Annotated in this window: 17 protein-coding genes; all 17 read left to right on the top strand. The window is 60.1% G+C overall.

The annotated features are described in order from the left end of the window. The first annotated feature begins 458 nt into the window (after positions 1–458). The 17 genes from ACIOVF_RS19015 to ACIOVF_RS18935 all read left to right on the top strand — a co-directional run bounded on the left by ACIOVF_RS19015 (position 459) and on the right by ACIOVF_RS18935 (position 12,617). A complete protein-coding gene (locus tag ACIOVF_RS19015; RefSeq protein WP_401291517.1) occupies positions 459–1,148 on the top strand; it encodes a Bro-N domain-containing protein in 690 nt (229 codons plus the stop codon). A 185-nt stretch (positions 1,149–1,333) separates the two neighbouring features. Continuing rightward, positions 1,334–1,630 (top strand): hypothetical protein, encoded by a 297-nt coding sequence (locus ACIOVF_RS19010; protein WP_401291514.1) that lies wholly within the window; start codon positions 1,334–1,336, stop codon positions 1,628–1,630. 86 nt (positions 1,631–1,716) lie between these two features. After that, positions 1,717–2,031 (top strand): phage holin, lambda family, encoded by a 315-nt coding sequence (locus ACIOVF_RS19005; protein WP_401291511.1) that lies wholly within the window; start codon positions 1,717–1,719, stop codon positions 2,029–2,031. Positions 2,032–2,034: 3 nt separating this feature from the next. Further along, entirely contained in the window at positions 2,035–2,355 is a 321-nt protein-coding gene (locus tag ACIOVF_RS19000) for an HNH endonuclease (RefSeq protein WP_401291508.1), read from the top strand. A 255-nt stretch (positions 2,356–2,610) separates the two neighbouring features. Further along, a complete protein-coding gene (locus ACIOVF_RS18995; RefSeq protein WP_235376713.1) occupies positions 2,611–2,958 on the top strand; it encodes a phage terminase small subunit P27 family in 348 nt (115 codons plus the stop codon). Further along, a complete protein-coding gene (locus ACIOVF_RS18990; RefSeq protein WP_401291503.1) occupies positions 2,918–4,726 on the top strand; it encodes a terminase large subunit in 1,809 nt (602 codons plus the stop codon). Before ACIOVF_RS18995 ends, ACIOVF_RS18990 begins: the two co-directional genes overlap by 41 nt. After that, the gene (locus ACIOVF_RS18985; RefSeq protein WP_045201445.1) at positions 4,723–4,911 is read left to right on the top strand and encodes a hypothetical protein; all 189 of its coding nucleotides are present in this window, start codon (positions 4,723–4,725) and stop codon (positions 4,909–4,911) included. Before ACIOVF_RS18990 ends, ACIOVF_RS18985 begins: the two co-directional genes overlap by 4 nt. 2 nt (positions 4,912–4,913) lie before the next feature. Then, positions 4,914–6,185, top strand: a complete 1,272-nt coding sequence (locus ACIOVF_RS18980) for a phage portal protein (RefSeq protein ID WP_045201446.1) — start codon at positions 4,914–4,916, stop codon at positions 6,183–6,185. Then, positions 6,182–7,153 (top strand): S49 family peptidase, encoded by a 972-nt coding sequence (locus tag ACIOVF_RS18975; RefSeq protein ID WP_401291498.1) that lies wholly within the window; start codon positions 6,182–6,184, stop codon positions 7,151–7,153. Before ACIOVF_RS18980 ends, ACIOVF_RS18975 begins: the two co-directional genes overlap by 4 nt. A 61-nt stretch (positions 7,154–7,214) precedes the next feature. Beyond that, on the top strand, positions 7,215–8,528 hold the full coding sequence (locus ACIOVF_RS18970; RefSeq protein WP_401291495.1) for a phage major capsid protein: 1,314 nt from the start codon (positions 7,215–7,217) through the stop codon (positions 8,526–8,528). Between the two features lie 52 nt (positions 8,529–8,580). Further along, the gene (locus ACIOVF_RS18965; protein ID WP_401291492.1) at positions 8,581–8,835 is read left to right on the top strand and encodes a hypothetical protein; all 255 of its coding nucleotides are present in this window, start codon (positions 8,581–8,583) and stop codon (positions 8,833–8,835) included. A 2-nt stretch (positions 8,836–8,837) separates the two neighbouring features. Then, entirely contained in the window at positions 8,838–9,389 is a 552-nt protein-coding gene (locus ACIOVF_RS18960; RefSeq protein ID WP_401291490.1) for a hypothetical protein, read from the top strand. A 47-nt stretch (positions 9,390–9,436) separates the two neighbouring features. Beyond that, entirely contained in the window at positions 9,437–9,754 is a 318-nt protein-coding gene (locus ACIOVF_RS18955; RefSeq protein WP_240047884.1) for a head-tail adaptor protein, read from the top strand. Beyond that, positions 9,747–10,268, top strand: a complete 522-nt coding sequence (locus ACIOVF_RS18950; protein ID WP_401291487.1) for a hypothetical protein — start codon at positions 9,747–9,749, stop codon at positions 10,266–10,268. The genes ACIOVF_RS18955 and ACIOVF_RS18950 overlap by 8 nt, the downstream gene beginning before the upstream one ends. Positions 10,269–10,288: 20 nt before the next feature. Continuing rightward, a complete protein-coding gene (locus tag ACIOVF_RS18945) occupies positions 10,289–10,882 on the top strand; it encodes a hypothetical protein (protein ID WP_401291484.1) in 594 nt (197 codons plus the stop codon). Continuing rightward, positions 10,879–11,127, top strand: a complete 249-nt coding sequence (locus ACIOVF_RS18940; RefSeq protein WP_401291481.1) for a DUF2635 domain-containing protein — start codon at positions 10,879–10,881, stop codon at positions 11,125–11,127. The genes ACIOVF_RS18945 and ACIOVF_RS18940 overlap by 4 nt, the downstream gene beginning before the upstream one ends. Then, positions 11,124–12,617: a phage tail sheath subtilisin-like domain-containing protein gene (locus ACIOVF_RS18935; RefSeq protein ID WP_401291478.1), complete on the top strand. Its 1,494-nt coding sequence runs from the start codon at positions 11,124–11,126 to the stop codon at positions 12,615–12,617. The genes ACIOVF_RS18940 and ACIOVF_RS18935 overlap by 4 nt, the downstream gene beginning before the upstream one ends. The last annotated feature ends 2 nt before the right edge of the window (positions 12,618–12,619 follow it).

Genomic DNA, 12,619 nt, shown 5'->3' with positions numbered 1-12,619 from the left:
CCCGCGCTGGGCTTTTTGCGTCGGAGCCGCTTGCTTAGTCGGGCATAACGAACCGCACCATTTCACACAATCCAAATAGGCGGTCCTCGAAAGCGCCAGGCTCTAGATCGATCTGGCTAGCCATCATCTCCAGTCGACAGCAGTCCCACTCTGAAATGGGTGGGCGCGAAGAGAGCAGAAGGGCACAGACTCGGCTGCTGTCAGCCCCGGCGCCCTCGAATGCCTCATGAACGGACGTTCGCATACCGAACAGGTCATCCGGGGCGCTCCGCCCATCGATTGCGGCCTGGCGCAGAAGAGCGGCTCGTTCCTGAGCTGATTTTGCCATCCGTTAGTCCTGTGGAATGAAAAGCCCGGCGCTTGGCCGGGCTTGGAGGTTAGTCTTTGATTACACGCTCAACCTCGACGACGATGAGAAGGGTACTCAGATTGTGAGTACCCTTGGCGGAGTCCAGGAAATGCTGGCTATCAACGAATCTGGTCTGTATTCGGCGATCATGCGCAGCCGTAAGGCAGAGGCCAAGCGCTTCAAGAAATGGGTCACTGTCGAAGTCCTTCCAGCGATTCGCAAACATGGCCGCTTCGAGGACAGCGAAGGCAAGATGAACACCTTGATCGGCCAGACCATCGGCACTGATGGATTCCATATGCTCGGTGCCGTAGTGAAGGGCAAGGTTTCGAGCCTCCCCGCGGCAATCCAGCGCCGCGCTACTGCCAAGATTTGGTCGCAAACTCACGCCGCATTTGGGGTGCGATCCGCTGCCGACATTCCGGCTGACCAGCTCGACGCCGCGCGCAACTTTATTGCGGCATACGCCCTCGAGGGCGAATGGCTGCCGAAGGAGGAGCGCAAGCTGGGTAGATTTGTCTTGGACGAGTTCCAGGCACAAGATCTGAACAACCTTCTGCACTACACCGATTGGGTAAACTTCCGGTGGACGCAAGGTATTGGCGATGCGCTAAAGCTGCTTAACCCGAAATTCCACGCCTGCACGTGGGAGTTCTTCCACGATGCGCATCGAATCGCTCAGCGATTGGAGCGCGGCCTGCCTGACCTGATCGGATTCTTCAAAGACCAGGACCGGAGCGGCCTTCGTCCTCATGAATGTATCGCGATGGGACGGGCGGTAAGGCACCCTGCGGATTAGTACTTTAAAGGGTTGACACCGTATGGCCGCATGACCGAATATTAACCCATCCTGTCATTCCTACACGTGTTGAGGAGTGATCACCGAAAGCCCGGCCATAGTGTCGGGTTTTTTTGTGCTTGTAATTCGCCATCACTGACCCAATCTTTTGTCACTCAAGCCATCCACCAACCTAGAGTGCCTACATGATTGACAAGGACAGCCTTAAAAATCTTCGCGAAATGATTAGTTTCTTCCAGCAGAAATGCCCACTTACAGTTGGTGAGTTCCTGGATACCTATTGTCCGAACCGAGCGTCAGATGCCCAAGACGAGGCTAACGCCGAGCGGTTGCTGGAGGTCCTAAAGCTGGTTGATGGGGACGACATCTTTGATATCGACAGGCCAATTGTCGAAAGTTCTGTGATTCGCGGGCAGAGCGAAAATGGAAAGGTCGCTTGCGCGTTACTGTTAAGGCTTGCAGGGGCCAAGGGCCTCTTCTAAGTCATCAGACATTTCACTCTGAAACCCGCCTAGTGCGGGTTTTTACATTTTAGCTCCCAGAAACGGGAGGAATCGAGATGCCAAACATGCCCGAGAAGGATCCTGGCCTGTGGGCCGCCGCGCTTGCCTGGTTGGTAGCACATCAGCCTCAGCTCTATACAGGTGGCATTGCCGCTGCGGTTGCTATGTGCCGAGTGATCTACGGCGGTGGTCGAGGTCGCAAAGTCGTTCTTGAGGGCGCTATTTGCGGCCTGATCGCAATAAGCTTGCTGCCCGTCCTAGAGTACTTCGCGCTGCCGCCGAACCTCTCCGTCTTCGCTGGCTGCATGGTTGGCTTCATGGGCGTCGAGAAGCTGCGCGAGTATTCGGATCGCTTCATGAGCAAGAAAGCGGAGGGCTGACACATGGCCCTCGCCGATCAAGGCAAGACCCCGAGCCCATATGGCTATCGCTGGCAGCAGGCTCGCGAGGGGTGGCTACGCAAGTATCCGCTCTGCGTCAGGTGTCAGCAGTCAGGCCTGAACAAGCCAGCCAACGTCGTCGACCATATCCAGCCGCACCGCGGCGACATGGTTCTATTCTGGGATCGGACCAACTGGCAGTCGCTGTGCACCAACTGCCACAGCTCCTACAAGCAGCGCCTGGAGAAGTCAGGGCGTGAGGCTGGTTGCGACGTCAGCGGCAGGCCGCTGGACCCACGGCACCACTGGAATCGGCCCTCCTGAAAGCCTCCGGGCGCTACAGGGCCCCATCCCAGAGGGTAGGGGGGTTAAAAAGTTTTTTGCGAGCCCTTCCCTGACCGTTCGCCCCCCTCTTTGTGCAAGGCCGCGAAATGAAATGTTTTTTTTTGAGAGCAAAAAATGGCCGGGAGACGACCCACTCCGACGGAGCTGAAGCTTGTCAGAGGGAATCCTGGTAAGCGTCCGATCAACAAGAACGAACCCAAGCCTGCGAAGCGTATCCCCAGCGCGCCAGGACATTTGAGCAGTGAAGGCCAGGTCGCATGGGGACGCCTCACGGTTCTGCTGGATCGCATGGGGGTGCTCACTGAAGCCGATGGCTTCGCGCTGGAGCGGCTCTGTGATTGCTACGCCGAAATTCTTGCCCTGCGCGACCTGGTCGATGCACAGGGGCGCACCTACGAAACCACCAGCACTCAAGGTGAGCTGGTACTCAAGGCGAACCCGGCAGTTGCCATGCTGGCCGACGTCGACCGTCGCTTCAAAAGCTACCTGGTCGAGTTCGGCCTGACTCCGGCCGCTCGATCCAAGGTCCAAGTGAAAGACGATGAGCAGAAAGAAGACCAGTTCGCGGAGTTCTTCGGTTGAAGATCCGGCGACCCAGTATGCCGAGGAAGTGCATTCCGGCCAGCGGATAGCGGGGCCTGACATCCGAAACGCATGCGCTCGCCATCTTCGGGATCTAAAGGAAGGACCTAAGCGCGGGCTGATCTGGGATCTGGAAGAGGCCAACAAGGCCATTCGCTTCTATCGCACTGTTCTGAAGCTCAATGGTGGGGAGTTCGAAGGACTGCCGTTCGAGCTGCTGCCCTGGCAGAAATTCATCGTCGGCAGCATCTTTGGTTGGAAGTCCGAGGATGGGTATCGTCGCTTTCGCGTTGTGTATGTCGAGAGCGGAAAGGGCTCGGGCAAGTCTCCCTTGGCCGCCGGCGTCGGGCTGAAAGGACTGGTCAGCGACAATGAGGCGCGCGCCGAAATCTATGCGGCCGCGACCAAGAAGGATCAGGCAATGATCCTGTTCCGAGATGCCGTTGCGATGGTCCAGCAGTCGCCGGAGCTGACCAAGCGCCTCGCCTGTAGCGGCACCGGCCAAAACATCTGGAACCTGGCTTACCTCAAGTCGGGGTCATTCTTTCGCCCGATCAGTTCAGATGATGGCCAGTCCGGCCCAAGGCCGCACATGGCACTGATCGACGAGGTGCACGAGCACAAGACCAACATGGTCGTGGAGATGATGCGAGCCGGCACAAAAAGCCGTAAGCAGGCATTGATCTTCATGATCACCAACAGCGGCTCCAACAAGCGCGGGCCGTGCTGGGAATACCACGAATACGGCAATAGGGTGGCAGCGGGATCATTGATCGATGACGGCTTTTTCGCCTACATCTGCTCGCTTGATGAGGGCGATGATCCCATCAGGGATGAGAGCTGTTGGTTCAAATCAAACCCATCGCTGCAAGACGCCGACCTCCCAGGCATGAAGTACTTGCGAGAGCAGGTCACAGAGGCGCGAGGCATGCCGAGCAAGGAGGCAATGGTGCGCCGCCTGAACTTCTGTGAATGGACCGGCGCAGAGTCGCCCTGGATCTCGTGGGATGTCTGGAGCCAGGCTGAAGAGCGCGTGCCGATGTCGCTGCTGCGCAATCGTCCCAGCGTTGGTGGCCTGGATCTGTCCAGTACGACCGACCTGACATCGTTCGTTTTGCTGTTCTATCCGACCTATGAGGATCCGCACTGGCGGCTGCTCCCGTACTTCTGGATTCCTGACCACGAGCTGGACAAGCGAGAAGTCCGCGACAAGGTGCCTTACGCCGCGTGGATCAAATCGCGGGATCTAGAAACAACCCCTGGGCGTGCGATCAGCAAGTTGCACGTGCTGCGCAGGATGCAGACGATCTGCGATTTCTTCCAGGTCGACAAGATTGCATTTGACCGTTGGCGGATTGAAGACATGCGTCAGCTCATGGTCGAGTACGACATCACGCTGCCGGAACTCGTCGAGTTCGGTCAGGGCTTCAAGGACATGGGGCCTGCAGTGGATGAGTTTGAGCGGCGTTTGCTGGGAATGACGGAGCTTCAGCCGGGACCTGAAGATGAAGCCGAGGAATTCTTTGACGATGCGGTCTCGGCAGAAGCGGTGGAGTCGCTGCGTCATGACGGCAATCCGGTAATGACGTGGTGTGCCGGCAACGCGGTAATCGTTTCCGACCCTGCGAACAACCGCAAAGCAGACAAGGCGAAGGCGACAGGTCGGATCGACGGCATCATCGCCGCGATCATGGCCACGGGCATCAGCGGCGCTGCGTCATCCGGAAGCAACGGCAGTTCCATATACGACGAAGGAGTTGGAGTTTGAACAGCATCGCAATCGCTGCGTGGGTTGCTGGCCTGGTTGGCTTCGGCTCGCTGGTCGCCGGCGTCGCTCTGATCAATGTGCCCGCGGCATTCATTACTGCGGGCGTCGGTCTCATCGGTTGGGCCTGGCTCGCTGACAAAGCGGCCGCTCGCATGCAAATCAATCATAAGCCTGAGGGAGGCTGAGCATGTTCTTCAGCAACCTTCTCGGTGCCAACGAGGGGCTGGTCTCCGATGGGGGAAGCAGCTTTTGGCGGGGCCTGATCGGCTCTAGCCGCTCGGCGGCTGGGGTTACGGTAACTCCAGACAGCGCGCTTGCAATTACTGTTCTGCAGACTTGCGTCACGCTTCTGGCCGAGAGCGTGGGCCAGCTGCCACTTGAACTGTATCGCCGACTGGGTGACGGCAAGCGCGAATCTGCTACGGCCCACCCGCTCTATGACGTCCTTCGCTACCAGCCAAACCCCTGGCAGACCCCTTACGAGTACCGCGAAGCTGGCCAGCTCGCCTTGGGCTTGCGCGGTAATTGCTACAGCTACATCGAGCGCAACGACGACGGTTCAGTTAAGGCGCTCTATCCGCTGGGCAACGACAAGGTGACGGTACTTAAGGGGGGAGATCTGCGGCCTGTCTATCGGATTGGCGGGCACGATCCTCTGCCTATGCGGCTGGTCCATCATGTGCGATGGCACACCAAGAATCACTACACGGGCCTTTCACCCGTTGAGCTACATGCCGATGCGGTTGGCTTGGCGCAGGCGGTCAGGCAATACGCAGGCAAATCATTTGCCAATGGCACTGCGGTCAGCGGCGTTATCGAGCGTCCACGCGAGGCGCCGCCCATCAAAGAGCAGGGCAGTATCGATCGGATTCTCGACCAGTGGGGCAACAAGTTCTCTGGGATCGACAATGCGAAAAAGGTCGCAATGCTGCAGGAAGGCATGACCTTCAAACCGGTGTCGATGAACAACGTCGATGCCGAGTTGCTGGGCATCCTCAAGGCCACTGGCCTGGATATCGCCCGGATTTACAAGATTCCACCGCACATGATCAACGAGCTGGAGAAGGCCAGCTACAACAGCCTTGAACAGCTGCTGATCCAGTACGTGATCTTTGCCCTGGTGCCGTGGGTCAAGCGCCATGAGCAAGCAATGATGCGCGACTTCCTGCTACCGGCGGAGCGGCGCGAGTACTTCATCGAGTTCAACCTCTCCGGCCTGCTACGTGGCGACCAGAAAAGTCGGTACGACGCCTACGCGATCGGCAGGCAATGGGGCTGGTTGTCGATCAACGATATCCGGCGGCTGGAAAACATGCCGCCCGTTGCCAACGGCGACAGCTATCTACAGCCGCTGAACATGACCGACGTCGCCCACGGCCTGCCCGACATGAACAACCCTGACGTCCGCGCCCAGCTCGAGCAGCAGCGCGACGATATCCTGAGGATGCTTGCTGCATGAAACGACATCTGCGCGCTGCCAGCTTGCTGTTCAATCAGCCGCTGCTAACGACCCCCGATATGCTGGACCTGGCGGTGCGCTGGGCCAACCAAACCATGAGCTTGAACATCGTCAATCTAGGCGTGGGCGGCGCGGCTGCTGGTCCGTTGCTGTTCCACGATGAAGAGGACTACCAGGTTGAGCAGGACCGCCGCGAAGAGCAGCGCCGCGCTGCTATCGCCCAGACAGGCGTTGAGGTGATCCCGGTCCATGGCGTGCTGGTGAGCCGCGGTAGTCACTTGAATGCCTGCGAAACGATGACCAGCTACGAAGGACTGCGCGCTGCGCTGAACACGGCGGTCGCGGACCCGATGGTTGAACACATCGTGCTCGATATCGACAGCCCTGGGGGCAGCGCAGTGGGGGCTTTCGAACTCGCTGCTGATATCCGTGCCGCTACCAAAGTGAAGCCCATCACCGGCCTGGTCAATTTCATGGCGTATTCCGGCGGTTATCTGATCGCGGCTGCTTGCTCCGAAGTCGTGGTCAGCCTGACATCGGGTGTGGGGTCCATCGGCGTGATTGCCAGCCACATGGATCGTTCGAAGATGCTCGATGGTATGGGCGTGAAAGTGACCACGGTGTTCGCGGGGGCGCACAAGAACGACTTGAGCCCCAACGAGCCACTGACCGAACGGTCCCAGCAGGTGCTCAACGATATTGTGCAGGAGAGCTATCAGCTCTTTACCACGCAAGTCGCCGATTACCGCAACCGTGACGTGGCAGACATCATTGCGACCGAGGCAGCCTGCTATCGCGGCGCGGCGGCTATTGCCGCCGGCCTGGCCGATCGCCTCGAAGCGCCTCAGCTCGCGGTAGACAATCTTTCTCAAGCGGTCGCACTCAGTCGCGCGCAGCGACAAGGCGCCATACCGCGACAACGAATCAGTGTGCAAGCCGCAGCGCTCGCCATTCAGACCCAACTCTGACCGCGTTCGCGGCAGTGATACCAACCGCCTACGGGCGGTTTTTTTATGCCCAGGAGGCAGTATGTCCCTCGTAACTCAATTGCGTAGCGAACGCGCCACACTCAACAGTCAGATCCAGGCGCTGGCCCAGCTCGAAGCCGCGGGCACCTCGCTCAGCGTCGAGCAGTTGGCCCAGTTCGAACAACTCAGCACCCAGTTCAATGCTCTTACGGAGAAGCTATCGCGTGCAGAAGCCGCTGAGCGAATGGCAACCGCAAGCGCAGTTCCTGTCAGCGAGAGTGCTCAGGGTCTGAATGGTCCACCCAGCAATATCAGCGGTCCGTTTACCGCCAAGCCGGTACCAGGTGCCAACATGGCGCAGATGGTGCGCGTGCTGGCTGCCGCGCGTGGCGACCAGCATGCCGCCGCCAAAATGGCCGCAGATTCTGGCTACAACCCCGAAATCGCCATGGCGCTCAGCACTGTCACACCGGGTGCCGGCGGCGTACTGGTGCCGCAGAACTTCTCCAGCGAAGTGATCGAGTTGCTGCGACCGAAGTCGGTGGTACGCAGCCTGGGCGCTGTGTCGTTGCCGCTGCATAACGGCAACCTGACGGTGCCACGAATCAAGGGTGGTGCAGTTGTCGGTTACATCGGCACTGAAGAAGACATGCCGACCACCGACATGCAGTTCGACGATCTGAAACTCTCGTCGAAGAAGCTGGCGGCCCTGGTGCCGATCAGTAATGACCTGCTGTCGTACTCCGGCACTAATCCAAGTGTTGATCGCCTGGTCGTGAACGACCTGGTGGCATCCGTAGCGACGGCTGAAGATTTGTCCTTCCTGCGTGGCGCCGGCACTGGAAACCTGCCCAAGGGTCTGCGCTTTTGGGCTCCGGCCTTCAACGTGTTCGCCGCACCGGCGGAAATGACACTGCAGGCTGTGGAGCTCGCCCTGTCAGCCTTGATCCTGCGTCTGGAGAATGCCAACTCCAACATGACGGCACCAGGCTTTGCCATGGCGCCCCGCACCAAGCGCTGGTTGGCGGCCCTGCGTGATGGTAACGGCAACAAGGCCTACCCGGAGCTGGATCAAAACATGCTGAAAGGGTTTCCGGTTGGCTCGACTACCCAGATCCCAATCAACCTGGGCGCCGATGGCGATGCTTCGGAAATCCATTTCGCGGACTTCGCAGACTGCTTCATCGGCGAGGACGACGCCATGGTCATCGATTTCAGCAAGGAAGCCACCTACAAGGACGGCAGCGGCAATGTCATCAGTTCTTTCCAGCGTGATCAGACGCTCGTGCGTGTGATCGCCAAGCATGACTTTGGCCCACGCCACGTTGAGTCTGTGGCGGTGATGACTGACGTCAAATGGGGCCGCTCGCTGTAAGGCATTCGCCCGGCACGCCGGGCATCCAATACTTGAAACCGGGGAACATCCCATGAGCAAAACGATCGTTACTTTCGAGAAAAACTGGCGCGGCTATGCCGCGGGTGAAACCGCTGGCTTTGACGCTGGTGTTGCTGAAAGCTTGATCGGATCAGGCTATGCAGTAGAAGCGGGCAAGCCGGCTTCGAAGAAAGGCAAAGCCGGTGCTGACGGCTCTGCGCCTGCAAGCAAAAAGCCTGATGGCGAAGAGGGCTCAGCGCCTGCCGGCAAAGCCAATGAGCAAGTGGACGAAAGCGGGAAACCGTAATCATGGCTCGCCGCATCGCTTATACAGGGGCGCCGGTGCTGACGCTGGAGCAGGTGGCTTTTCAGTGCAGGGCTGAGCCGGAGGACCTGCAGCCCGAACTGATCGATCAGATCATCATCCCCGGGGTTACCGCCCAGGCCGAATCGAAAACCGGGGCGGCCATTCGAGAAGCGGTCTATGAGGAAGACTGGCCAGCGTCGTATTCGTCGGGGCATTCGCTGGATGTCGGCCAGGTGGTTGCTATCGAATCGGTCCTGGCGGTCGGCGATGTCGGGCAGGAGACGGAATTCGAAGGGAAGGTAGAGCTCCGCCAAGGAGGGAAGGAAAGCTATCTGTTCTTTCCAGCCGGCCGACCTGCGGGCCGGTTGCGTATCCGCTATCGAGCCGGGGTGGACTTAGAGGCCCACCCAGGTGTTTTGAGCTGGCTGCTGATGGCCGCGGAAACGGCCTTTACTCATCGTGGGCTGATGGTCGTTGGCCAGTCGCTGACCGAGTTGCCTTCGAGCTTTATCGACCATCTGATAGCGGACATCACTGTCCCGCCGAGATTTTAGCCATGGCTCTCAGGGAGCCCGCAACGGGCGAATTAAACCGGCGAGTCATGATTCGGCAACGCACCGATAAGCCGGCTAAAGACTTCGGCTTGGACTCGGCTTTCAGTGGCGAGGTTTGGCGCTGGGCATCCATTTTACCTGTTGGTACCGCTGCCTACGCTGCTGGTGTTCAGCTGGATGCCAAGGTCACTCACCGCGTTACCTTTCGCTTTCTGGACGGTATCTCAGAGGATCATGAGGTGGTTCACGGGGCCAAGATCTACAGGGTGCGACGCGTGGCTGATCTGAACGGAGCCCATCGTTTCACGGTGTTGGAAGTGGAGATGATCGGCGGGGTGACCGCTGGAGGGGGCGTTTATGGCTAGCCGTTCTTCGGTCGAAGGCTATGTGCACTTTGAAGGCTTTGACAGTTTTGAGCGTGACGCCTTTGACAAGTCCAAGATCCGCGCGGCGATGCGTAAAGCCGGCCGCCTGGTCACGCAACGAGCGCAGATGAACCTAGCGCTTGGTAGAGGCCAAGTCGGCTATCCGGTCAACCGCACGGGCGCCACCCTTGAATCGATCAACTTCAAGGTGTCGCGGGCCGGCTTTCTCGTGCGGATCGCTCCGCGCAAGACCAGCTCCATGAAGGAGTTCTATCCGGCCTACCTGCATTACGGGGTCAAGAAAGGAAACCGCCCCGGAAAGCTTGCTCCAGGCATGGGTAAAGGCAAATCGAACCGGCGGGCAAAGGGTGATAGGGCGCTGGCTCTTGCCGCCCGTGCCGCCGCTGGGTGGCGTATTACCCCTCGCGACAACTACATGGCGGATGCCTTGCAGGACTCCAGATCATCGGTGCAGGCGCTGCTATCAGCTGCATTTGCGGCCGCCTTGAACTGACCTCCAAACCGGAAACCACGATGAGATTAAATGTGATCGTCGCGCATTTGCGCGCCTACTGCCCGACGTTCTCCACACGTATTGCGGCGGGTATCGACTGGGATGCAGTCGCGAGCAGTTCCAAGCTGCAGCACCCATCGGCCTATGTGATCGCTTCCGACGATCAGGCAGAACCGAATGACCTGCAGACCGGTGTCCGCCAGGTTATTTCAGATGGATTCGACGTGGTTGTTGTGTTGGACACCAGCGATGAACGTGGCCAGGAGGCCGCGCAGGATCTGCACGAACTGCGCGCGGAAATCTGGCGGGCACTGGTGGGGTGGAAACCCGACAGCGAGTACGACGCCATCACCTATGGCGGGGGCGCGCTGATCTTCATCAACCGAGCCCGGGTGATCTACCGCTACAGCTTCAGCGCTGAGTTCCAGTTGGGCCGGAGTCGTGATGGTGACCCGGCTGAGACGTGGCACGAGCGCGAGCTTGACGGCCTGCCTCCGCTGGAGGGCATCGACACGCGATACGACTTTATCGACCCCCTGAGGGATCCGAACGCGGCTCCTGGCGGGCCTGACGGGCGGGTCGAATTTGAAACCCGAGAGGACTTGAACCCATGAACCTAATCAACGTGAAACCTGCGCCGGGGCGATTCTGCCCCATGCCGGAAAAGGGCGGCCAGCTGCTGCCGGAGGCGGGCGACAAGGTGCCCCACGACGCGTACTGGCAACGCCGTATCAACGACGGTGACGCGGTGCGCGTCGAGGTTGCGTCGGCAGCCAGCCCGGCCGTGGAGCCCGAATCTGTGGCGGCGCCTGAGCCCGTCACTCAATCCAAGCCAGCCCGAGGGAGTAAGGCGCAATGAGCGTAGGTTTCAGCACTATTCCGGCCGACATCCGCGTGCCACTGTTTTATGCCGAGGTCGACAACTCGCAGGCCAATAGCGGCGCCTCGACCCTGCGCCGGCTGCTGGTCGGCCAGGTCAACGACGACGCCGACAGCTCCGAGATCGGTAGCCTGGTACTGGTGGCTCGCACCGCCGAGGCCCGCGCTATCGCGGGTGATGGCTCGATGCTGGCCGCCATGCACAAGCAGCACCGCGCCATTGACTCGGCCGGTGAGGTCTGGTGTTTGCCGCTCAAGGCAGTCGGCACGCCGGCGAAAGCCGACGTTACCGTAACGGGCACGGTTACTGTGGCCGGCCTGGTCAATCTGTACATTGCCGGGCAGCGCGTGCGCGTCCCTGTCGTTGCCGGCGCTACCGCTGACGTGGTGGCCGCTGCCCTGGCTGAGGGCATCAACGCGGCGGCTGACATGCCGGTGAAGGCCACAGCAGAAGCCACGGCGGTGAAGCTGGTGGCCAAGTTTTCGGGTGAGCTGGGCAACGACATTCAGCTGCAGCTCAATCGCCTGGGCCGTAATAACGGCGAGGTCACCCCGGCCGGCCTGGTGCTGACCATCACTGCCATGACCGGCGGCGCCGGTACGCCGGACATTGCCGAGGCCCTGGCGGCCCTGGGTGATGAGGAATTCGAGTTCATTTGTCAGCCCTGGACTGACACCGCGACGCTCGATGCCTGGAAAGTCGCCATGGATGACAGCGCCGGGCGCTGGTCCTGGGCAAAGCAGCTGTATGGCCACGTCTACACCGCCAAGCGCGGCACGCTGGGCCAGCTGGTGGCGGCGGGGCGCCTGCGCAATGACCCGCACGTGAGCATTCACGGCTGTGAAAAGGGCGTGCCCCAGCCGGTTTGGGAAATCGCGGCGCAGTGGGCCGCGCGTACTGCCGTGTTCATCAGTGCCGACCCGGCGCGCCCGACGCAAACCGGTGCGCTGGCAGGCATCGAGCCGGCGCCGTCGAGCGAGCGCTTCATGCTGACTGAGCGGCAATCGCTGCTGACCAGCGGCATTGCCACGGCCTGTTACACCGGCGGTAACTACCGCATCGAGCGCGCCGTTACGACCTACCAGCGTAACGACCTGGGCCAGCCGGATGACTCCTACCTCGACAGCGAGACGCTGCACCAGTCGGCGCACGTTATCCGCTACCTGCGCGGGATCATTACCAGCAAGTACGGGCGCAGCAAGCTGGCCAACGACGGTACCCGCTTCGGTGCTGGCCAGGCAATCGTCACCCCGATTGTGATCCGGGGCGAACTGATCGCCGCCTATGGCGCGCTCGAGCGTGACGGCATTGTCGAGAACAGCGAGCTGTTCAAGGAATACCTGGTGGTCGAGCGCGATCCGCGTAACCCCAACCGTGTCAGCGTCCTGTTCCCGCCGGATCTGGTCAATCAGCTGCGGGTGTTCGCCCTGGCGTATCAGTTCCGCCTGCAGTACCCCGAAGCGGTGTAACC

It is taken from the genome of Pseudomonas sp. NPDC087612, assembly GCF_044743505.1.
Classification (GTDB): domain Bacteria; phylum Pseudomonadota; class Gammaproteobacteria; order Pseudomonadales; family Pseudomonadaceae; genus Aquipseudomonas.
The sequence above is the reverse complement of the archived record's forward strand: the minus strand, read 5'-3'. Positions and strand labels throughout refer to the sequence as shown.

Bases quoted from the DNA above. Each gene is read 5' to 3' on its own strand.
- ACIOVF_RS18955 (WP_240047884.1), top strand. From the start codon at position 9,437: ATGATTCGGCAACGCACCGATAAGCCGGCTAAAGACTTCGGCTTGGAC.
- ACIOVF_RS18945 (WP_401291484.1), top strand. From the start codon at position 10,289: ATGAGATTAAATGTGATCGTCGCGCATTTGCGCGCCTACTGCCCGACG.
- ACIOVF_RS18960 (WP_401291490.1), top strand. From the start codon at position 8,838: ATGGCTCGCCGCATCGCTTATACAGGGGCGCCGGTGCTGACGCTGGAG.
- ACIOVF_RS18935 (WP_401291478.1), top strand. From the start codon at position 11,124: ATGAGCGTAGGTTTCAGCACTATTCCGGCCGACATCCGCGTGCCACTG.
- ACIOVF_RS19010 (WP_401291514.1), top strand. From the start codon at position 1,334: ATGATTGACAAGGACAGCCTTAAAAATCTTCGCGAAATGATTAGTTTC.
- ACIOVF_RS18940 (WP_401291481.1), top strand. From the start codon at position 10,879: ATGAACCTAATCAACGTGAAACCTGCGCCGGGGCGATTCTGCCCCATG.
- ACIOVF_RS18980 (WP_045201446.1), top strand. From the start codon at position 4,914: ATGTTCTTCAGCAACCTTCTCGGTGCCAACGAGGGGCTGGTCTCCGAT.
- ACIOVF_RS18950 (WP_401291487.1), top strand. From the start codon at position 9,747: ATGGCTAGCCGTTCTTCGGTCGAAGGCTATGTGCACTTTGAAGGCTTT.
- ACIOVF_RS19005 (WP_401291511.1), top strand. From the start codon at position 1,717: ATGCCCGAGAAGGATCCTGGCCTGTGGGCCGCCGCGCTTGCCTGGTTG.
- ACIOVF_RS18990 (WP_401291503.1), top strand. From the start codon at position 2,918: ATGAGCAGAAAGAAGACCAGTTCGCGGAGTTCTTCGGTTGAAGATCCG.
- ACIOVF_RS19015 (WP_401291517.1), top strand. From the start codon at position 459: ATGCTGGCTATCAACGAATCTGGTCTGTATTCGGCGATCATGCGCAGC.
- ACIOVF_RS19000 (WP_401291508.1), top strand. From the start codon at position 2,035: ATGGCCCTCGCCGATCAAGGCAAGACCCCGAGCCCATATGGCTATCGC.
- ACIOVF_RS18975 (WP_401291498.1), top strand. From the start codon at position 6,182: ATGAAACGACATCTGCGCGCTGCCAGCTTGCTGTTCAATCAGCCGCTG.
- ACIOVF_RS18970 (WP_401291495.1), top strand. From the start codon at position 7,215: ATGTCCCTCGTAACTCAATTGCGTAGCGAACGCGCCACACTCAACAGT.
- ACIOVF_RS18965 (WP_401291492.1), top strand. From the start codon at position 8,581: ATGAGCAAAACGATCGTTACTTTCGAGAAAAACTGGCGCGGCTATGCC.